The following is a 16,867-nucleotide window of genomic DNA, read 5'->3' as shown; positions in this document are numbered from 1 at the left end:
GCCGGATCCCGGTGGGGTCCCGGCGGGCCGCGGGTCGTCGCCCGCTCGGGCTATTCGCCCGCTCAAGTCAGTCGCCGGCTCGGGTCGCTGACCCAACGTTCCGGGCGGCTGCCGCGTCGTAGGAGGGACAGCGGCAGGCGCACGGAAGAGGTGGCACATGAGCGCAGGGCTGAGAACGGCGACGGCGGTCCTGGTGACGGCCCTGACGGCGACGGGCTGCGGCTCGGGCCCCGGTCACGACGAGGACCTGGTCATCACCGGCACACCCCCGGCGAAGCCCTACGGCGGGCCTCTGCACCTGCCCGCACGGCCCCTCGGCGATCACGCCCGGCCCGACCCGCGCCTCGAATCCGGTGCCGCGGGCCGCGCGCTGGAGTGCGAGGGGGAGATCCACGCGGGCGGGCCGAGCGGAGACTGGGGCGAGGCGGACGGGGGCGCCACTCCCGAGGAGGGCCTCGCGCTCTACTTCGAGGTCGAGCAGCCCGAGGTGCCGGAGACCGGCTACCGCGCGGAACGCGTGAGCGCCGGCCGCGTCCTGTACTCCTTCGACGTGGCCGGCCGGACCAAGGTCGCGGTCGTGGTCGCCAAGGACCGCCCCGGTTCACCGGGTTGGGGCCCGGAGACGAGCGCCGAGTGCGACCCCGCCGAACTTCCCGCGTCGTTCACCGACACCAGGCCCTACGACCTCTGGACCGACGCCGACGGCGACCGCGTGCCGTTCGCCGAACTCCACACCTTCCAGGGCGACGCCCACTGCGACTGGCAGTCGGTCACCTTCCTGACGACCCGCGAGGGCACCTACGCCCGCGACCCCGAGGGCGCGTTCCACGCCGCCATGCTCACCGGCCCCTATCTGCCCGCCACCCGCCTCCCCGCGGACGCCCGCGACACCGGCCACCGCCTCGGCGATCGCCGCCTCTACCGGACCGGCGACACCGCGGCCGTCTACGTCCGCACCCATGACGTGGTGGAGTCCTGGCCCCGGGTGGAGCCCGATCCGGGCTGCAAGTGAGCGGCCTGATTCCGCGGGGCCGGGACAACCGCAAGGACAGGGGCGGGACACCCTCGTCCCGTGCCGCCGGACCCTTCGGAGGAAGACATGCCACTGGTGACCGCGGGCGTCATGGTGCTCGACTGCGCCGAGCCCGAGAAGCTGGCCGTGTTCTACAAGGAGCTGATGGAGGCGGAGGAGACCGACGCGACGGCCAACCGCGTGGAGATCCGCAACGCCGACGGCACCCGACTGGCCTTCCGGCGTGACATCAACGCCACGCCGCCGAGCTGGCCGCGCCCCGAGAACTCGCTCCAGACCCATCTGGAGTTCATCGTGACGGACCTGGACGCGGTCGAGCGCCGGATCGTGTCCCTGGGCGGACGGCCCGTGGACACGAAGGACTCCACCGGGCCGTCCGAGGAACGCGGCTACTGCGACCCGGCGGGCCACACCTTCACCCTGCGCCGTACGCTGCCGACGGCGCCGAAGCAGGGCTGACCGGACCGGGCGTCAGTCCCGGCCACCCCTCTGCACCGCCGGCCACACCCCGGTCGAGCGCTCGATGGCCTTGGCGCCACCGCGGTCCACGGCGCTGCGCACCGCGGCGAAGATGGCGCCCTGGACCGCGGCGGCCAGCAGGATCTCGCCCCACTTGCGGTCCGGGTCCAGCGCGTCCGGCGCGTCCTCCTCGTGCCGGATCGCCATCCAGGTCCTGCGGAAGGCGAGCCCGGCCAGCCAGCCGCCGGCCCATCCCAGCAGCCAGCCGACGGGCTGGTAGGCGACGGGGAGCTTCTGCTTCTTCTTCTTGGCCACCTGGCCTCCTAGGTTCGATCGTGGGCTACGGCTACGGCTACGGCTACGGCTACGGGTTACGGGTTACACGCCGGCCACCAGGATCTCCTCGCCCGGGCGCACCGGCCCCGGCGGAGTGCCGTCCCCGAACGGGCGTCCACCGAGCTCCTCCCGGTGGTGCTGGGCCCGCCAGCCCGCGAGGTCCGGGCCGAGTGGCACGATCCTGGTCGGGTTGACGCCCGTGTGCACCTCGTAGTAGTGCCGCTTGATGTGGTCGAAGTCGACGGTGTCGCCGAAGCCGGGCGTCTGGAAGAGGTCACGGGCGTACGCCCAGAGGACCTGGTTCTCCGTCAGCTTCCACCGGTTGCACTTGAAGTGACCGTGATAGACCGCGTCGAACCGGACCAGGGTGGTGAAGAGCCGGATGTCCGCCTCGGTGATCGTGTCGCCGACCAGGTAGCGCTGCCGGGCCAGCCGCGGCGTCAGCACTTCGAGGCGCCGGAAGACGTCCGTGCAGGCGGCCTCGTACTCGCCCTGGCTGCTGGCGAAACCGGCGCGGTACACCCCGTTGTTGACGTCCTGGTAGACGCCCGCCATCACCTCGTCCATCTCGTCGCGCCGGCTCTGCGGATACAGGTCCGGCGCACCCTCCCGGTGCAGTGCGGTCCACTCGGTGGCGAAGTCGAGGGTGATCTGCTGGTAGTCGTTGGTGACGAGTCGCCCGGTCGGCACGTCGACGACCGCCGGCACGCTGACACCGCCCGGGTAGCCGGTCTCGCGCCGGTCGTACGCCTCGCTGAGGAACCGGATGCCGAGGACGGGGTCACGGCCCTCCGGGTCGAGGGTGAAGCGCCAGCTGCGGTCATCCTGGATCGGGTCCGTGACGGCCAGGGACAGGGCGCTCTCCAGCCCCAGCAGCCGGCGTGAGATCGCCGCCCGGTTCGCCCACGGACAGGCGCGGTTGATCACCAGACGGTAACGCCCCGCCTCGACCGGCCAGCCCTCCTTGCCGTCCGCCGTGATCCGGTCCGCGAAGTGGCTCGTGGACCGCCGGAACGGCTTGTGGCCGTAGGCGCTGTTGCTGTCGTCGTTCCCGACGCGCGGGCCGCTCATGACCCGTCTCCTCACTGCCGTGGACGTGCTGTCGCCCAAGGTTGTTCCCCGAGTTCCCCCCTTTCCGTCCCCCGGCACGAGTGATCTGCGTCGCCGGGGTGGATGCGCCGTTCACCATGGACACGGGTGCCGACCCGGAGGCTCGTGGCCGCCTGCCCCGATGTCGCCCGGCGGGCACGAGAAGGCCCCGCCGCGACGGGGGAGCGCGGCGGGGCCCGACGTGCGGGTGCCCGGCCCGTTCACCTTCATGCGCGCCGGGCACGGAAAGCTCTCCGGGCCCGGGCGCGTGGGTGCCGGGCCGGTGGGTTCCCCGGTTCAGTCCCCGTCGACCGGCTCCAGCACGAACACCGGGATCACCCGGTCGGTCTTCTCCTGGTACTCGGCGTACGGGGGATAGGCGGCGACGGCACGCTCCCACCAGGTCTCCTTCTCCGCGCCGGTGATCTCCCGGGCCGTCATGTCCCGCTTCACCGGCCCGTCCTGGAGTTCCACCAGCGAGTGGGTCTTGACGTTGTGGTACCAGACCGGATGCTTGGGGGCCCCGCCCAGCGACGCCACGGCCGCGTAGACGCCGTCGTGCTCGACCCGCATCACCGGCGACTTGCGGATCTTGCCGCTCCGCCCGCCCAGGGTCGTCAGCACGACGACGGGCAGCCCGGTGTCCATCAGGGTCGTCCCCTTCGTACCGCCGGAGCTCTCGTACAACTCGACCTGCTCGCGCACCCACTGCGTGGGGCTGGGCTCGTACTCACCCTCAAGAGGCATGGCAACCGTCCCGTCGTCACGTGCCGAAGCCGGCCGACTCCGACCCTCCACACTGGCAAACACGGGATCCATCCACCGCCGCGACACTCCCGGTGCTCACGATTGCCTCCCGGGTGATCGCGTCCGCCGCCCGCCCCGGCGAGAGCCGGGAGCAGCGCCGTCTGTCGCCGCCCGCAGGAGAGGACGCCCGTGCGTGAGACCGGCGTCGACGACGTGGCCGTCGAGGAGGCCGCGCGCCGCGTCCACGGACCCCGGCCGACGGCCGGGAGGGGGTGCTCCTTCCCGCTTCAGTAGGGTTCCCGGGTGACCGAACAGGGCGGGAAGCCTTTCCTCTACGTTGTCGTCTGCGCCGCTGGGATCGCCGCGGACGTGGGCCGACTGATCACCGCCGCGCAGGAGCGGGACTGGGAGGTGGGTGTCATCGCGACGCCCACCGCGATGGGCGGCTTCTTCGACACCGCGGCCGTCGAGGCGCGCACGGGCCGCCCGATCCGTTCCGCGTGGCGCACGCCGGCCGACCCGCGCCCGTTCCCGCCCCCGGACGCCGTGGTGGTGGCGCCGGCCACCTTCAACACCATCAACAAATGGGCGGCGGGCCTGGGTGACACCCTCGCGGTCGCCACCCTCTGCGAGGCGTACGGCCTGGGGGTCCCGATCGCGGCGCTGCCCTGCGTCGGGGACGCGCTGGCCGCCCATCCCGCCTACAACGACAGCCTGATACGGCTCCGGGGGATGGGCGTCCGCTTCGGCGAACCGTACTCGGGCGAGGAGGGCCGCGACGCGTTCCGGTGGGAGCGCGCGCTGGACCTGGTCGAGGTGTATTAGGGCCGGACGGCCGTGAGGGCGCGCTTCGCCGTCCGGATCCCGTCCCGTGACGGCCCGGCCCCTCCCTCCGCGATCAGCGAGGTATGGGTGGGCCCGTCCGGGATGTGCGCGGGACGGCCGGCGGCGAACTCCTCGCGCAGGACGGGCACGATCTCGCCCAGCAGCTCGATCTGTTCGAGTACGGTCCCGTGCGGGACGCCGATGCCGTGGTGCGGGGCGCGGGGCGCTCAGGTCGCGACGTTGCGGAAGGCGACGGCGAGCGCCCTGAGGTCCAGGTCGCCGAGATGGTCGAGGAAGCGGCGCCGGACGGCGGCCAGATGGGCCGGCCAGGCATCCTTCAGGCGGGCGAGGCCGGCGTCGGTGAGGGCGGCGTGCCAGCCGCGGCCGTCCTGGCCGCACCGCACCCGCTGGACGAACCCCTCGTCCTCCAGCCGGCGCACGACCCGGGTCGTGCCGCTGAGCGACATCTCGCAGGCGTCGGCCAGGTCGCCCATGCGCAGCCGACGCCCGGGTGCCTCGGACAGGTACATGAGGGCCAGGTACTCCGTGGTGGGCAGCTGCCCCTCACGGGCCATGTCGGCGTCGATGGCGCGCGGCAGGGCGTACACCAGATGCGGAAGGGACCGGACGACGGCCTCCTCGTCCGCGGTGAGCGTCCGCAGCGTGGCCGCGCACGGTTCCGGTTCCGGTGTCATCGCGGACATCACCTCGTTCCTCGTGGTCACGACAGGGGTCGGCCGTTCGCGACATCACTTACTTGACGAAGCAAACATATCCTGCCTAGGTTGCTTGTCGAAGCAAATATATCCCGGACCTGTGCCGGGAGCGCCTATATGAAGGGTTTCGGCATGATCAAGATCGGCATCATCCTCGGCAGCACCCGTCCCGGGCGGAACGGCGAGGCCGTTGCCCACTGGGTCCGCGACATCGCCTCGCAGCGCACCGACGCGCAGTTCGAGCTGGTCGACCTGCTGGACTACAAGCTGCCGCACCTCGACGAGATGGTCCCGCCGTCGCTCGGCCAGTACTCCCAGCCGCACACCCAGGAGTGGGCGCGCAAGATCGACTCCTTCGACGGCTTCATCATGGTGACGCCCGAGTACAACCACTCGACGTCCGGTGTGCTGAAGAACGCGATCGACTTCCTGTACGCCGAGTGGAACAACAAGGCCGTCGGCTTCGTCAGCTACGGCTCCCTGGGCGGTGCCCGTGCGGTGGAGCACCTCCGTCTGGTCGCCGGTGAGCTCCAGATGGCCGACGTGCGTGCGCAGGTCGCGCTGTCGCTGTTCAACGACTTCGAGAACTTCAGCGAGTTCAAGCCCGGCGCGTTCCAGGTGGAGGCCCTGAACACCACCCTCGACCAGGTGCTGGCGTGGAGCGCGGCCCTCGCCCCGCTGCGTGCCGCCGCGTAACGGACACACCGCGACCGGTGGGCTCCCGCGGTGCCGACGGTGCCACCGCGGGAGTCCACCGGTCCGCCGCAGCACGGTACGGGCACCGGCTCAGATCCTTCGCCGGACAAGTAACATGAGGGCATGTCACGTGCCGCGGGTCAGCCCGATCCCACCGAGCGGGAGCTGCGACCCCTCACCCCGGACGAGGAGGCCGTTGTGCGGTCGCTCGGCCGCATCGTCTACTCCCTGCCGCGCGCCCTCGACGCGGACATGATCCGGGAGCAGCGGATGTCCCTCACCGAGTACCTGGCCCTGGTCAATCTCTCCGAGGCCCCCGACCGGCAGTTGCGCATGGGTGATCTCGCCGAGAGCTGCGAGATGTCGCTGAGCGGCATGACGCGGCTGGCGAGCCGGCTGGAGGGCCAGGGACTCATCCGGAGAGTCAGGTCGGAACAGGACGCGCGCGGCTGGAACGCCCTCCTCACCGACGCGGGGCTCGCTCGGCTGGAGGGGGCCTACCCGACCAACCTGGCCTCCGTCCGGCGCCACTTCCTGGACCACCTGACGGAGCTCGACCTCAAGAAGCTCGCGGCGGCGCTGCGCAACATCGCCACCTGACCGCGGCGGGGACGCCGCTCCCGTCCCGGACCGGACCGGATCACGGACCGGACCGGATCACGGACCGGACCGGATCACGGAACGGTCAGGACCGCACCGCGGCCGGAGTGCGCGAGGAGGCGGGCCGGCCCCGGATCCACCGCGCGGGGCAGCGGGGCTCAGTGGGGGCCGGGCGGGGCGAACTCCGTACCGCACGGGCCCGCGCCCTCGCTCTCGGGCAGCGGCACCCGCTCGCCGCTCATTGTCAGCGTCCGGTAGTGAGCGCCGACGCGTTCGGTGGAGCGGCCCACGTAGTGGGCGATGAACGAACGCCGGAAGCGGTCGGAGGCGCGGTTCGGCCCCGAGCCGTGCACCAGGCTGCCGTTGAAGAACAGGACGTCGCCCGGCCGCATGTCGACCGGGACGGGGGTGAGCCCCGGCGGCGGCGGTACGTACTCCCGCGCGAACGACACCTCCTCGTCGGCCTCCTCCGGACAGAAGAGGTCCATCCGGTGCGTGCCCGGCACCACCTCGAGACCACCGTTCTCCCGGTCGATCACGTCGCAGGCCACCCAGGCCGCCAGGCAGGTGCCCGGCTCGACCCGCAGGTAGAAGTTGTCCTGGTGCAGCGCCTGTCCCCGGGCGCCCGGCGGCTTGAAGTAGAACATGCTCTGCGCGGCCAGCGCCTCCTCGCCGAGCAGCACCTCCAGCACGGCGCGCAGCCGCGCGTCCAGCAGGAACCGCAGTGCCAGGTCGTTGATCTCGTGCGGGTGCATGACCCGCGGGTAGGCGGCGAGCGGGTCGTCGCCCTCCCTCGGCAGGAAGTGGCCCGGCACCGGGCCGCCCGCGTGCAGCGCCGCGAACTCCGCGCACAGGCGGTCGATCTCCTGGAGCCCGAACAGACCGCGTACGACCGTGAAGCCGTCCTCCCGGAACCGTGCGAGCCCCTCCTCGGTCAGGAGGGGACGGCCGGCGGCGCCGATATCCGTGGCTGTCATGCGTCCAACTCCTCGGTGAGGTGTCCAAGGCGCACCGCGCCGGGCCGGAACGGGGCTGTGGAGGATGCCCGTGAGCGCTGACGACCTGTCCGGGGCCGCCGCGTCCGGCACCTGTCGCCGTCGCCCGGCCTGGTGGTGATCGGCCACTTCGACCAGTCTCCTGGCTGTGCCGTGGATCGGCCACGCGGCGCGGACAGCCGGCTGTTCGCCCGGACGACGGGCGGCAGGCGCCGGTCGCGCCGGGCCGGCGCCGGGACGCTCGCCGACCCGGGGCGACGACGGCGCTTCCGGTGGGCGCACTGCCGGGTCCGCCCGTCTGGTCGCCGTGGCTTCGTCCTCACGACACCGGAGACGGCGTCCATGTGATCGCCGCCCGCCCGCTTCGAAAGCCCTTCGGGTGCCTGCCGCGCGGCACACCGCCGAGGGTGGAACGGTCCGTGTCCTCCCGGTCTCACACTCCGACGACCTGGAGGGACACCCACAGCGCGAGCACCGCAGCGACCAGCGTCGCCGGTACGGCGAGCAGGCCGAGGCGGGTGAACTCGCCCGTCTCCACATGGTGGCCGTGACGCTGCACGATGCGTCGCCACAGGAGGGTCGCCAGCGAGCCCGCGTACGTCAGGTTCGGGCCGATGTTCACGCCGAGCAGCACCGCGAGCAGCGCTCCCGGACCGGACGGTGCGGCCAGCGGCAGCAGGACCAGCACCGCGGGCAGGTTGTTGATCAGGTTGGCCAGGAGGGCGGCCAGCGCGGCGATCCCGAGCAGGGCCACGAGCCCCGACCCGTCCGGCAGCACATGTCCGAGCGCACCGGCGAGACCGTTGTCGACCACCGACCGCACCACCACACCGAGGGCGAGCACGAACGCGAGGAACGCGGGCGCCGATGCCCGCACGACCGTCAACGGTGTCGCATGCCGTCGTACGCACGCGCGGGCCGCGAGGACCAGCGCGCCCGCGGCGGCGGCCCAGGCCGGATCGAGGCCCACCATCGACGTCACCACGAATCCGGCCAGCGTGCAGACCACCGTGACCAGCGCGAACACGGGCCGTTCGGGCTTCTTCACGGCCTCCGCTGGTTCGGGCGCGAGCGCGAGGTCGCGGGCGAAGAACCGCCGCAGGACCAGGTACTCGACACCGATCGCCACCAGCCAGGGCAGCGCCATCAGCGCGGCGAACCGTGTGAAGCTCAGCCCGCTCGCGGCGAACGCCAGCAGGTTGGTGAGGTTGGAGACGGGCAGCAGCAGCGACGCCGTGTTCGACAGGTGCGCGCACGCGTAGAGGTGCGGCCGGGCACGGACGCCCGAGCGGGCGGCGGTGGCGAGGACCACCGGCGTCAGCAGTACCACCGTGGCGTCCAGGCTGAGGACCGCCGTGACCGCCGAAGCCAGCCCGAACACCGCCGTCAGCAACCGTCCCGGCCGCCCGGCCGCCCGGCGTGCCAGCCAGGCCCCGCAGGCCCGGAACAGCCCCTCCACGTCACAGAAGTGCGCGAGCACCAGGACGGCCGCGAGGAAGCCCACGACCGGCGCCAGCCGCTGGATCTCCTCCAGCGCGTGGGCCGGTGAGATCGCTCCCGTCACCACCGTCAGCCCGGCCGCGGGTACGGCGACCACCGCCTCCGGCAGCCGGAACGGGCGGAACACCGCCCACCCCAGCACGAGGACGAGCAGGACGACGGAAAGGGCTGCGGCGAGCGGGGTGTGCAGGGCGGGATCCTCGGACGACGTCGGTCGGCTGGTGTCCGACCATGGCATCAGGTGAGGGTAAGAGTCCGGTGAGATCGGTCCGCCGTACCCGCACGCACCCGGAAGGAGCGGGGCGGCGCGACGGCCCCCCGCGCGGTTCACTCCCCGGCGAGCAGCTCCAGTTCCGCCCAGATCGTCTTGCCCTCGGGTGTGTGCCGGCTGCCCCAGCGCTGGGTGAGCTGAGCCACCAGGAGGAGGCCGCGCCCGCCCTCGTCCCAGGTCTTGGCACGCCGCAGGTGCGGTGCGCTGTGGTTGGTGTCCGACACCTCGCAGATCAGCGTCGCCGTGTCGTGGATCAACCGGAGCCGGATGGGCCGGGCGCCGTAGCGGATGGCGTTGGTGACCAGTTCGCTGACCACCAGTTCCGTGGTGAACCCCGCCTCCTCCAGGCCCCAGACGCCCAGCTGGTCGACGACCTGCTTGCGCACCGGGGCGACCAGCGCCGGGTCGGCCGGGACGTCCCAGGTGGCGACCCGCGAGGCGGGCAGTTGCCGGGTGCGGGCCAGCAGCAGGGCCACGTCGTCGCAGGCGCCGCCCGCCGGCAGCAGCCGGTGCAGGATCTGGTCGCAGGTCAGGTCCAGGTTCGCGGCGGTCCGGGACAGGGTCTCGCGCAACACCTCGCGGCCCGTGCCGGTGCCCTGGTCGTGGGACTCGACCAGTCCGTCGGTGAAGAACGCGAGGACGGTGCCCTCGGGCAGATACAGCTCGGCGGCCTCGAACGGCAGCCCGCCCACGCCCAGCGGGGGCCCCGCGGGCAGCTCCACCTCCTCGGCCGCGCTTCCCGGCCGCACCATCAGCGGCGCGGGATGCCCGGCCCTGGCCAGGGTGCAGCGTCGCGACACCGGGTCGTACACGGCGTACAGACAGGTCGCCCCCGCCTCCCCGGGGCTGCCGTCCGCGCCGGCCTCGTCCGACAGCCGCAGGACCAGGTCGTCCAGGTGGGTGAGCAGCTCGTCCGGGGCGAGGTCGATGTCGGCGAGCGTGCGCACGGCCGTGCGCAACCGCCCCATGGTGGCCGACGCCGGCACGCCGTGCCCGACGACGTCGCCGACCACCATCGCCACCCGCATCCCGGACAGGGGGATCACGTCGAACCAGTCGCCGCCCACTCCGGCCTGTGTCGCCGGGAGGTACCGCGAGCACGCCGTCACCGCCGCGGTGCGTGGCAGGGAGCGCGGAAGCAGGCTGCGCTGCAGGGCGAGGGCGGTCTCGCGCTCCCGGGAGTAGCGGCGGGCGTTGTCGATGCAGACGGCGGCGTGCGCCGTGATCTCCTCGGCCAGCAACCGGTCGTCGGGGGTGAAAGGTTCCCGGCGGCGGAACCGGGCGAGCACCGCGACGCCCAGGGTCGTGCCGCGGGCCTGGATCGGTACGGACATCGCGGCGTGGACGTCGTGGTGCCGGGTCCGCTCGTGGCGGGCCGTGTCCCAGGAGAGCCACCGGGCGAGGGCCTCGGACGGCAGGTCCGCGGCGGTCGTCCGTCCGGCCAGCAGGGAGTCCGCCTGCGGCGAGGCGGCGGGGTAGGTGTCGAGCCGGCCGGGCTGCACGACCGCCTCGACGCCGGGCTCGACCGACCGGTGGGCCGCGCGGCGCAGGGTGATGGGCGCGGTGAGCGGGCCGGCGGTGACCTCGCCCCAGGGCTCCGTCGGGTCGAGCAGATCGACGCTGACGAAGTCGGCGATCCGCGGGACGCAGACGTCCGCCAGTTCCTGCGCCGTCCGGACGACGTCGAGCGTGCTGCCGATCCGGCGGCTCGCCTCGTTGATGAGCTGGAGCCGCTCGCGGGCCCGGTGCTGGTCGGTGAAGTCGTGCACGGCGACGCAGACGCCGCGCACCTGTCCGGCCTCGTCCCTGACCGGCGCCATCCGGGCCATCCAGGCGTTCACCAGACCGTCGTCGCCGACGGGGATGTAGGTGCGCACGTCGTGTCCCACACCGGTGGTGAGGACCTGGTGCAGCTGGTGTTCGATCTCCTCGCTCTGCCGCCGGCCGCCGAGCTCCGTCGCGCGCAGGCCCCGTACCCGCTCCTCGGGCAGACCGAGCAGCGCGGCCAGGGCGCCGTTCATCCGGTGCAGCCGCAGGTGCTCGTCGTAGATCGCGACGGCGCAGGGGGACTGGAGGAGCTCGGCCCGGTCCAGCGGGTCGTCGGCCGGGCGGGACCGGGCGCTCTCCAACGGGGTGACCACCAGCCATTCCGGACCGACGCCGTCCGGTCCCGGCCGCCGGTGGGCGAGCAGCCACACGGAGACGGTGCTGCCGTCCTGGCGGCGCAAGGTGAGGGTGCCCTGGCGGCGGCGGCCGCCGACGGTGGGCGCCGTTCCCTGGACCAGTCGCGCGGCGGGCCGCCCGACGACCTCCTCGGCCGTCCAGCCCAGCAGGCGCCGGGCCCCCTCGCCCCACTCGGCGACCCGGCCCCCGGCGTCGATGACGGCCCGGGCCGTGGCGGCCTCGTCGAACGGGTACTCCGGGGTCATCGTCGTCACTCCATCGCGCATACGCACAGTGAACAGTCGCGCCGCTTCGGTTCCAGCCTAGTGCGTCACCGCCCCCCGCGAACCCGGTCGCCGGGGTCCGTCGGAGCACCGGTCGAGGGGGCCGCCGCGCGTGGTTCCCGGCCCTCGCCGACGCCCGGCCCGTCTCCTGGCGTCACGTCAGAAACCGGTAATCCGGGTCGAGTCGGGTGTCCGTCCCGGCCCGCGGCGCGGGTCGGTGGTCCGGAAGTGACATCGGAGGGCCCGATCGTGACCCACCTCTCCCGCATTCTGAGCGTCTCCTGTCCTTCCGGTACCGTGTCCCGTCCCCTCTGAGCTGGTGGTATTTACGGGTAAGTACCCCGGCGGTACCGTGGGGGCATGCCTGCCCTCAACGTGGAGTTCAGTGATCGCGAGCTGGAGGACCTGCGACAGATCGCCAAGGAGCGCGGTACGTCGATGAAGGCCCTCGTGCGTGAGGCGGCCGCGGCCGACATCGCGCGCCATCGGGCGCTGCAGGAGGGTGCCGAGGCGTTCCGGCGGTTCTTCGCCGCCCACGCGGACGAGTTCGCGGCCGCCTTCCCGGACGACGAGCCGCCCGTCGGCGGTCAGGGACGGGTCGCCTGAGAGATGGCACCCGTTCTGCACATCGACGTGCCCTGGCTCCTCCAGCGGCACGAGGAGGTTCTGCCGGGCCGGCCGACCATCGACGACTTCTCCGCCCTGGTCGCCGCCGTCGCCCGGCACCGCGTCGACCCGCCCCGCCTCGGCGTCGCCTCCGACCCCGCCTGGCGCGCCGCGGCCCTGCTGCACACCCTCGCCCTGCTCGAACCCCTGCCCGCGGCGAACGCCCGCTTCGCCTGCGCGACGGCCGTGGCCTACATGTTCGTCAGCGGCGTCGGTATCGACCCGCCCTACGGCGCCCTGGTGGACCTCACCCGCGACCTGATCGACGGCAGGACGGACCTGTACGGGGCGGCGGACCGGCTGCGGTCCTGGCAGATCTGACGCCCGGGAGCACACGGCGTACGAGAGTTTCACACGCCGCGCCCGAAATGGCGAATGGCGTGTGACGGACAGGAGTTGCCGCCGGGTTTTACTTTCTGTCAGTGGTGGGTATGTTGCTCAACCGCCTTGTTGCTCCAGAGCGAGCTGTGTAAAGGTGAAGCCCCCAGCGGGGGGTAATGGCCGGGCGCACGCGCACAATTCACGCCCCTCGCACCCCGTGAAAGAGGTACGCGCCGATAGGGCCGCCCTTTTTGACGGACAGAACTCCTGTGTCACCTTGCGTGGGAAGGAATCCGCTCAGTGCCCACCCCTCGCCCCCCTCTTCCGCCTCACCTGCCGGCGGGCGGTGATCCGGCCGAGTCCGACGCCGCCCTCGCCGCCCGGCTGACCGGTGCCCCGGACGTCGAAGTGGCCCACTCGACGGCTCTGCTGTTCGCCCGCCACTGGCAGTCGGCGCACGACTACGCGGTGATCTGCCTCGCCTCCTCGGCGAGTATCGCGTCCATGGTCGGCTCGGCGGCGTTCCACCAGGTCTTCGACCGTCTCACGCTGGGGGAGCCGGCGGAGGCGCTGCGGCCCCGGGTGCTGGTGACCGTGCGGGACATCGTCCGGCTGTGGTCGGCGGAGGAGCGAATAGCGGGGGCGCTGCCGGAGTTGCGGAAACCGGCCGGTGGGCGTGGTATGCGCACCGCCAAGTCCATGACGCCGGAAAACCGCAAGCTGGCCGAACGCGCATTCCATGCCCTTCCCGGAGCGGCCCGCACTCTGCTGTGGCACGCCGAGGTGGAGGCGGAGCCGGTCACGTTCCCGGCCGGTCTGCTCGGCATGGACACCGACACCGCGTCGGCCCTCCTCGAACAGGCCCGCGACAAATTCCGCGAGGGTTGTGTCCGGGCCCACCAGGAACTCGCGCCGTCCAAGGACTGCCGCTACTACAACCGCCTCCTGGACGTCCCGATCCGCCGGGGCGGCGCCCTGCTGCCGGATGTCCAGCAGCACCTCGCGGAGTGCCGCTACTGCCGTGACGCCGCCGAGCAACTCAGCCACTTCGAGAGCGGACTGGGCGTCCTGCTCGCCGAGGCCGTGCTCGGCTGGGGCGGCCGCCGCTACCTCGACTCCCGGCCCGGCCGTGACCAGCACCGGCCGCGTACGCGTGCCGCGGCCCGGCGGAGCCGCGCACGCCGCGTCGAACGGCACGGCATCATGGCCCGCCTCCCCGGTCTGACCGGGCGCTCCTCCCGGGCGCTGCGCACGGGTGCGGGCGTCGCCTCCGCCGCCCTGCTCGGCACGCTCCTCGCCACCACCCTGTCGTCGTACGACGGTGACACGGACCCCACCGCCTCCGCGGGCGCCACCGAGGGGACCGACGGCGCCGAGGACACCACGTCGGTGCCCGGCGCCGGTACGCAGGCGCAACCCACGGCCCCCGGCACCGCCCAGCTCCCGAACGTGCCCCGGCAGACCCGCCTGCGCAACGCCGAGAGCGAACTGTGCCTCGACATCCGCGGCGAGATCGAGGAGGCGGCGACCGCCGTGCTGGACGCGTGCTCGGCGGAGCCGACCCAGCAGTGGTCGTACGAGCCCGACGGGCAGTTGCGCAGCGTGGCCTACGACGAGCTGTGCCTGGACTCGCACGCGGACGCCGGGGTCGTCATCCTCGGGGCGTGCACGGGGGAGGGGGACGGGCGCGCGGACGACGTGCGCTACGACCTGACCGTCCAGGGCGAGTTGCTGCCGCGCTGGGACGAGCGGCTCGCGCTGTCCGTGACCACCGGGGACCCGGGCGCCGACATCGTCGTGAAGGTCCGCGGTGGATCCGAGGACCAGCGGTGGCTGACCGATCCGCAGCCGGCCGCCGCCGGTTCGCTCTCGGTCGCCGAGACGGTCCACCCGTCCGCGCGGCAGGCGGGGCTGGGGAGCGGGGGCTAGGCCCCGGGCGTCACGCCCCCGCCCGCCGTACGGCCGCCCCCTCGGGGTCAGGCGGGCACCTCCACGAGGTCGGCCGGGCCCGTGGTCGCGGGGGTGGCGTGGCCCGACAGGGCGAGGGTCAGGTCCAGTTCGGCGAGCAGGCAGCGGATCACGTGCTCCACGCCCGCTTGGCCGTCGAGCGCGAGTCCGTAGACGTAGGGCCGTCCCACCAGGACCGCCCGCGCGCCGAGGGCCAGCGCCTTGAAGACGTCGTCCCCGGTGCGCACCCCGCTGTCGAACAGCACCGTCAGCCGGTCGCCGGCCGCCGCCACCACGCCCGGGAGCGCGTCGGCCGCCGCGACGGAACCGGCCACCTGGCGGCCGCCGTGGTTGGACACCACGACCCCGTCCATCCCGGCGTCGGCGGCCTGCCGGGCGTCGTCCGGGTGCAGGACACCCTTGAGGACGATCGGGCCGTCCCAGTTCTCCCGCAGGAACGCCAGGTCCGGCCAGGTCTTGGCGGGGTCGGCGAACATGCCGACGAAGTGCATCACCGCCGCGTTCGGGTCCTCGTGCACGGGCTTGGCGAGGCCCGCCCGGAACGCCGGGTCGGTGAAGTAGTTGGCGGTGCCCACGCCGTGCAGGAACGGCAGGTACGCCTGGTCCAGGTCACGGGGCCGCCAGGCCAGCAGCGGCGTGTCCAGGGTGACGACCAGGACGCTGAACCCGGCCGCCTTGGCACGGTCCAGGAAGCTCCGGGTCACCTCCCGGTCCTTGGCCCAGTACAGCTGGAACCACCGCTCGGCGTCGCCCATCGCCTCCGCGACCTGCTCCATGGGCGTGCTGGACGCCGAGGACAGCACATAGGGCACGCCTTGCGCGGCGGCCGCCCGGGCCGCGGCGCACTCCCCGTCCGGATGCATGATCGACAGCACCCCGACGGGTGCCAGCGCCACCGGTGCCGGCAGTGTGCGGCCCAGCACCTCGACCGACAGGTCCCGCTCGTGCACGTCCCGCAGCATCCGCGGCACGATCCGGCGCCGGTCCAGGGCCGCCCGGTTCGCGCGGGCCGTGCTGCCGTCGCCGGCGCTGCCCGCGACGTAGCCGACGGGGCCGGGACCGAGCCGCCGCTCGGTGAGCTCCTCCAGACGGGTCAGATCGGTCGGCAGCCGTGGCACCGCTCCCGTCATCCCGTTCAGATAGATCTCGTACTGGAAGTCGGCCCAGTGCTTCGCCATCGCCAGGTCCCCGCCCTCTCACCGTCGAGCCGCGTCGTTGCGACGATACTGGCGAGCAAGGTCGGGTCCGTCCAGCGGTGCGCCTCACGCCCCGGCGATCGATGGCCCTCCGCACCGGCTCCCGGTGCTCACCGGCGAGCAACTCCCGCGCGGCGGGGCCGGATCGAGGCGCCCGGACCGCGCATGAGCACAAGGGGTCAAAAGGGGCCGCGCGCCGAGCGCATCCGGAATGTTTCAGGCCGATTAACAAGGCACGGAAATCCGGCCATCCGGCCATGCGGGGTGATCAAGAGCGGCGCCTTCAGGCGGTTGTAACGTTCGAATTCCGTGACTTCGCGCCACTGTTTGAATACGCAAGGTTACCGAAACGCGTGGGGTCGAGGTGAGTTTCGGCGGCGGACTCGGCAGACTCGCCGTCGCCGGTCGGGCACCAACCGATGCCCACTCCGGCACGACACGCAATCAAGCGGAAGGATGCACACAATGCGGAACCCCGCGCGCTGGGCAGCGACCCTGGGCCTCACCGCCGCCGCCGTCTGCGGACCCCTGACCGGAGCCGCGCACGCCGCCCCCGCCGCCGAACCGGCCTCGCTCTACGCCCCGTCCGCCCTGGTGCTCACCACGGGCCACGGAGAGGACGCGGCCACCGTCACCCCCGAGCGGGCGGTGACGCTGAGCTGCGCCCCGAAGGCGTCCGGGACGCACCCGAACACCGTCGAGGCCTGCGCCGAACTGCGCGGCGCCGAAGGGAACTTCGACGCGCTGGAGAGCAGAAGCGGAGTCTGGTGCACCCGTGAGTACGACCCCGTGGTCGTCCGGGTGGACGGCGTCTGGCAGGGCCGGTACGTCTCCTATGAGCGCACCTTCGCCAACGAGTGCGTGAAGAACTCGTACGGGACGAGCTTCTTCGCGTTCTAAGGCCGGGATCGCCGGGCCCCCGTGAATGCCGCGAACGTTCCGCTACTGGGGAGTGCGGGCCGTCGTCGCGGGGGCTCCGAGGTCTCGCCCCAGGGGTCGGCC

General features: G+C 72.8%; 17 protein-coding genes and 1 pseudogene. 9 read left to right on the top strand and 9 right to left on the bottom strand.

The window, feature by feature from the left end:
• The first annotated feature begins 157 nt into the window (after positions 1–157).
• Together ACWCPM_RS27010 and ACWCPM_RS27005 are read left to right on the top strand one after the other, a co-directional pair.
• Positions 158–1,012 (top strand): hypothetical protein, encoded by an 855-nt coding sequence (locus ACWCPM_RS27010; RefSeq protein WP_450978845.1) that lies wholly within the window; start codon positions 158–160, stop codon positions 1,010–1,012.
• Between the two features lie 87 nt (positions 1,013–1,099).
• On the top strand, positions 1,100–1,492 hold the full coding sequence (locus tag ACWCPM_RS27005; protein WP_450978844.1) for a VOC family protein: 393 nt from the start codon (positions 1,100–1,102) through the stop codon (positions 1,490–1,492).
• Between the two features lie 12 nt (positions 1,493–1,504).
• Here the strand turns inward: ACWCPM_RS27005 and ACWCPM_RS27000 are convergent, their stop codons facing one another.
• The 3 genes from ACWCPM_RS27000 to ACWCPM_RS26990 form a co-directional block, all read right to left on the bottom strand.
• Positions 1,505–1,807 carry a DUF4235 domain-containing protein gene (locus ACWCPM_RS27000; RefSeq protein ID WP_450978843.1) on the bottom strand — a complete coding sequence of 101 codons (303 nt, stop codon included), beginning with the start codon at positions 1,805–1,807 and terminating at the stop codon, positions 1,505–1,507.
• A 63-nt stretch (positions 1,808–1,870) separates the two neighbouring features.
• Positions 1,871–2,899 (bottom strand): glutathione S-transferase family protein, encoded by a 1,029-nt coding sequence (locus tag ACWCPM_RS26995; protein ID WP_450978842.1) that lies wholly within the window; start codon positions 2,897–2,899, stop codon positions 1,871–1,873.
• Between the two features lie 315 nt (positions 2,900–3,214).
• A complete protein-coding gene (locus ACWCPM_RS26990; protein WP_450978841.1) occupies positions 3,215–3,664 on the bottom strand; it encodes a nitroreductase family deazaflavin-dependent oxidoreductase in 450 nt (149 codons plus the stop codon).
• A 303-nt stretch (positions 3,665–3,967) separates the two neighbouring features.
• Here ACWCPM_RS26990 and ACWCPM_RS26985 point away from each other — a divergent pair, with 303 nt between their 5' ends.
• The gene (locus tag ACWCPM_RS26985) at positions 3,968–4,489 is read left to right on the top strand and encodes a flavoprotein (protein WP_450978840.1); all 522 of its coding nucleotides are present in this window, start codon (positions 3,968–3,970) and stop codon (positions 4,487–4,489) included.
• On the opposite strand, the pseudogene ACWCPM_RS26980 reads toward ACWCPM_RS26985, so the two are convergent.
• Both ACWCPM_RS26980 and ACWCPM_RS26975 read right to left on the bottom strand, forming a co-directional pair.
• Positions 4,486–4,689, bottom strand: a pseudogene (locus ACWCPM_RS26980) (hypothetical protein); the annotation flags it as partial. The gene ACWCPM_RS26985 and the pseudogene ACWCPM_RS26980 sit on opposite strands and share 4 nt — an antisense overlap.
• Before the next feature lie 27 nt (positions 4,690–4,716).
• On the bottom strand, positions 4,717–5,193 hold the full coding sequence (locus tag ACWCPM_RS26975) for a MarR family winged helix-turn-helix transcriptional regulator (protein WP_450978839.1): 477 nt from the start codon (positions 5,191–5,193) through the stop codon (positions 4,717–4,719).
• A 144-nt stretch (positions 5,194–5,337) separates the two neighbouring features.
• Here ACWCPM_RS26975 and ACWCPM_RS26970 point away from each other — a divergent pair, with 144 nt between their 5' ends.
• Positions 5,338–5,901: an NADPH-dependent FMN reductase gene (locus ACWCPM_RS26970; RefSeq protein WP_450978863.1), complete on the top strand. Its 564-nt coding sequence runs from the start codon at positions 5,338–5,340 to the stop codon at positions 5,899–5,901.
• 123 nt (positions 5,902–6,024) lie between these two features.
• Complete coding sequence (locus tag ACWCPM_RS26965) at positions 6,025–6,501, top strand: MarR family winged helix-turn-helix transcriptional regulator (RefSeq protein ID WP_450978838.1); 477 nt, start codon at positions 6,025–6,027, stop codon at positions 6,499–6,501.
• A 158-nt stretch (positions 6,502–6,659) separates the two neighbouring features.
• Here the strand turns inward: ACWCPM_RS26965 and ACWCPM_RS26960 are convergent, their stop codons facing one another.
• From ACWCPM_RS26960 to ACWCPM_RS26950, 3 genes are all read right to left on the bottom strand, one after another.
• The gene (locus ACWCPM_RS26960; RefSeq protein ID WP_450978837.1) at positions 6,660–7,478 is read right to left on the bottom strand and encodes a phytanoyl-CoA dioxygenase family protein; all 819 of its coding nucleotides are present in this window, start codon (positions 7,476–7,478) and stop codon (positions 6,660–6,662) included.
• Positions 7,479–7,929: 451 nt separating this feature from the next.
• Positions 7,930–9,234: an SLC13 family permease gene (locus tag ACWCPM_RS26955; protein WP_450978836.1), complete on the bottom strand. Its 1,305-nt coding sequence runs from the start codon at positions 9,232–9,234 to the stop codon at positions 7,930–7,932.
• 89 nt (positions 9,235–9,323) lie between these two features.
• A complete protein-coding gene (locus ACWCPM_RS26950) occupies positions 9,324–11,696 on the bottom strand; it encodes a SpoIIE family protein phosphatase (RefSeq protein ID WP_450978862.1) in 2,373 nt (790 codons plus the stop codon).
• A 378-nt stretch (positions 11,697–12,074) separates the two neighbouring features.
• Here ACWCPM_RS26950 and ACWCPM_RS26945 point away from each other — a divergent pair, with 378 nt between their 5' ends.
• From ACWCPM_RS26945 to ACWCPM_RS26935, 3 genes are all read left to right on the top strand, one after another.
• Positions 12,075–12,320, top strand: a complete 246-nt coding sequence (locus tag ACWCPM_RS26945; protein ID WP_450978835.1) for a hypothetical protein — start codon at positions 12,075–12,077, stop codon at positions 12,318–12,320.
• Positions 12,321–12,323: 3 nt separating this feature from the next.
• The gene (locus tag ACWCPM_RS26940; protein ID WP_450978834.1) at positions 12,324–12,701 is read left to right on the top strand and encodes a toxin Doc; all 378 of its coding nucleotides are present in this window, start codon (positions 12,324–12,326) and stop codon (positions 12,699–12,701) included.
• Between the two features lie 300 nt (positions 12,702–13,001).
• Positions 13,002–14,630 carry an RICIN domain-containing protein gene (locus ACWCPM_RS26935; RefSeq protein ID WP_450978833.1) on the top strand — a complete coding sequence of 543 codons (1,629 nt, stop codon included), beginning with the start codon at positions 13,002–13,004 and terminating at the stop codon, positions 14,628–14,630.
• A gap of 47 nt (positions 14,631–14,677) precedes the next feature.
• Here ACWCPM_RS26935 and ACWCPM_RS26930 read toward each other — a convergent pair whose 3' ends face one another.
• On the bottom strand, positions 14,678–15,847 hold the full coding sequence (locus ACWCPM_RS26930) for a lactate 2-monooxygenase (RefSeq protein WP_450978832.1): 1,170 nt from the start codon (positions 15,845–15,847) through the stop codon (positions 14,678–14,680).
• A 483-nt stretch (positions 15,848–16,330) separates the two neighbouring features.
• On the opposite strand from ACWCPM_RS26930, the gene ACWCPM_RS26925 reads away from it, so the two are divergent.
• Positions 16,331–16,765: a protease inhibitor gene (locus tag ACWCPM_RS26925; RefSeq protein WP_450978831.1), complete on the top strand. Its 435-nt coding sequence runs from the start codon at positions 16,331–16,333 to the stop codon at positions 16,763–16,765.
• Positions 16,766–16,867 lie beyond the last annotated feature (102 nt).

The sequence above is a fragment of the Streptomyces sp. NPDC002309 genome (assembly GCF_053593375.1).
This window is presented reverse-complemented; position numbering and strand designations above follow the sequence as displayed.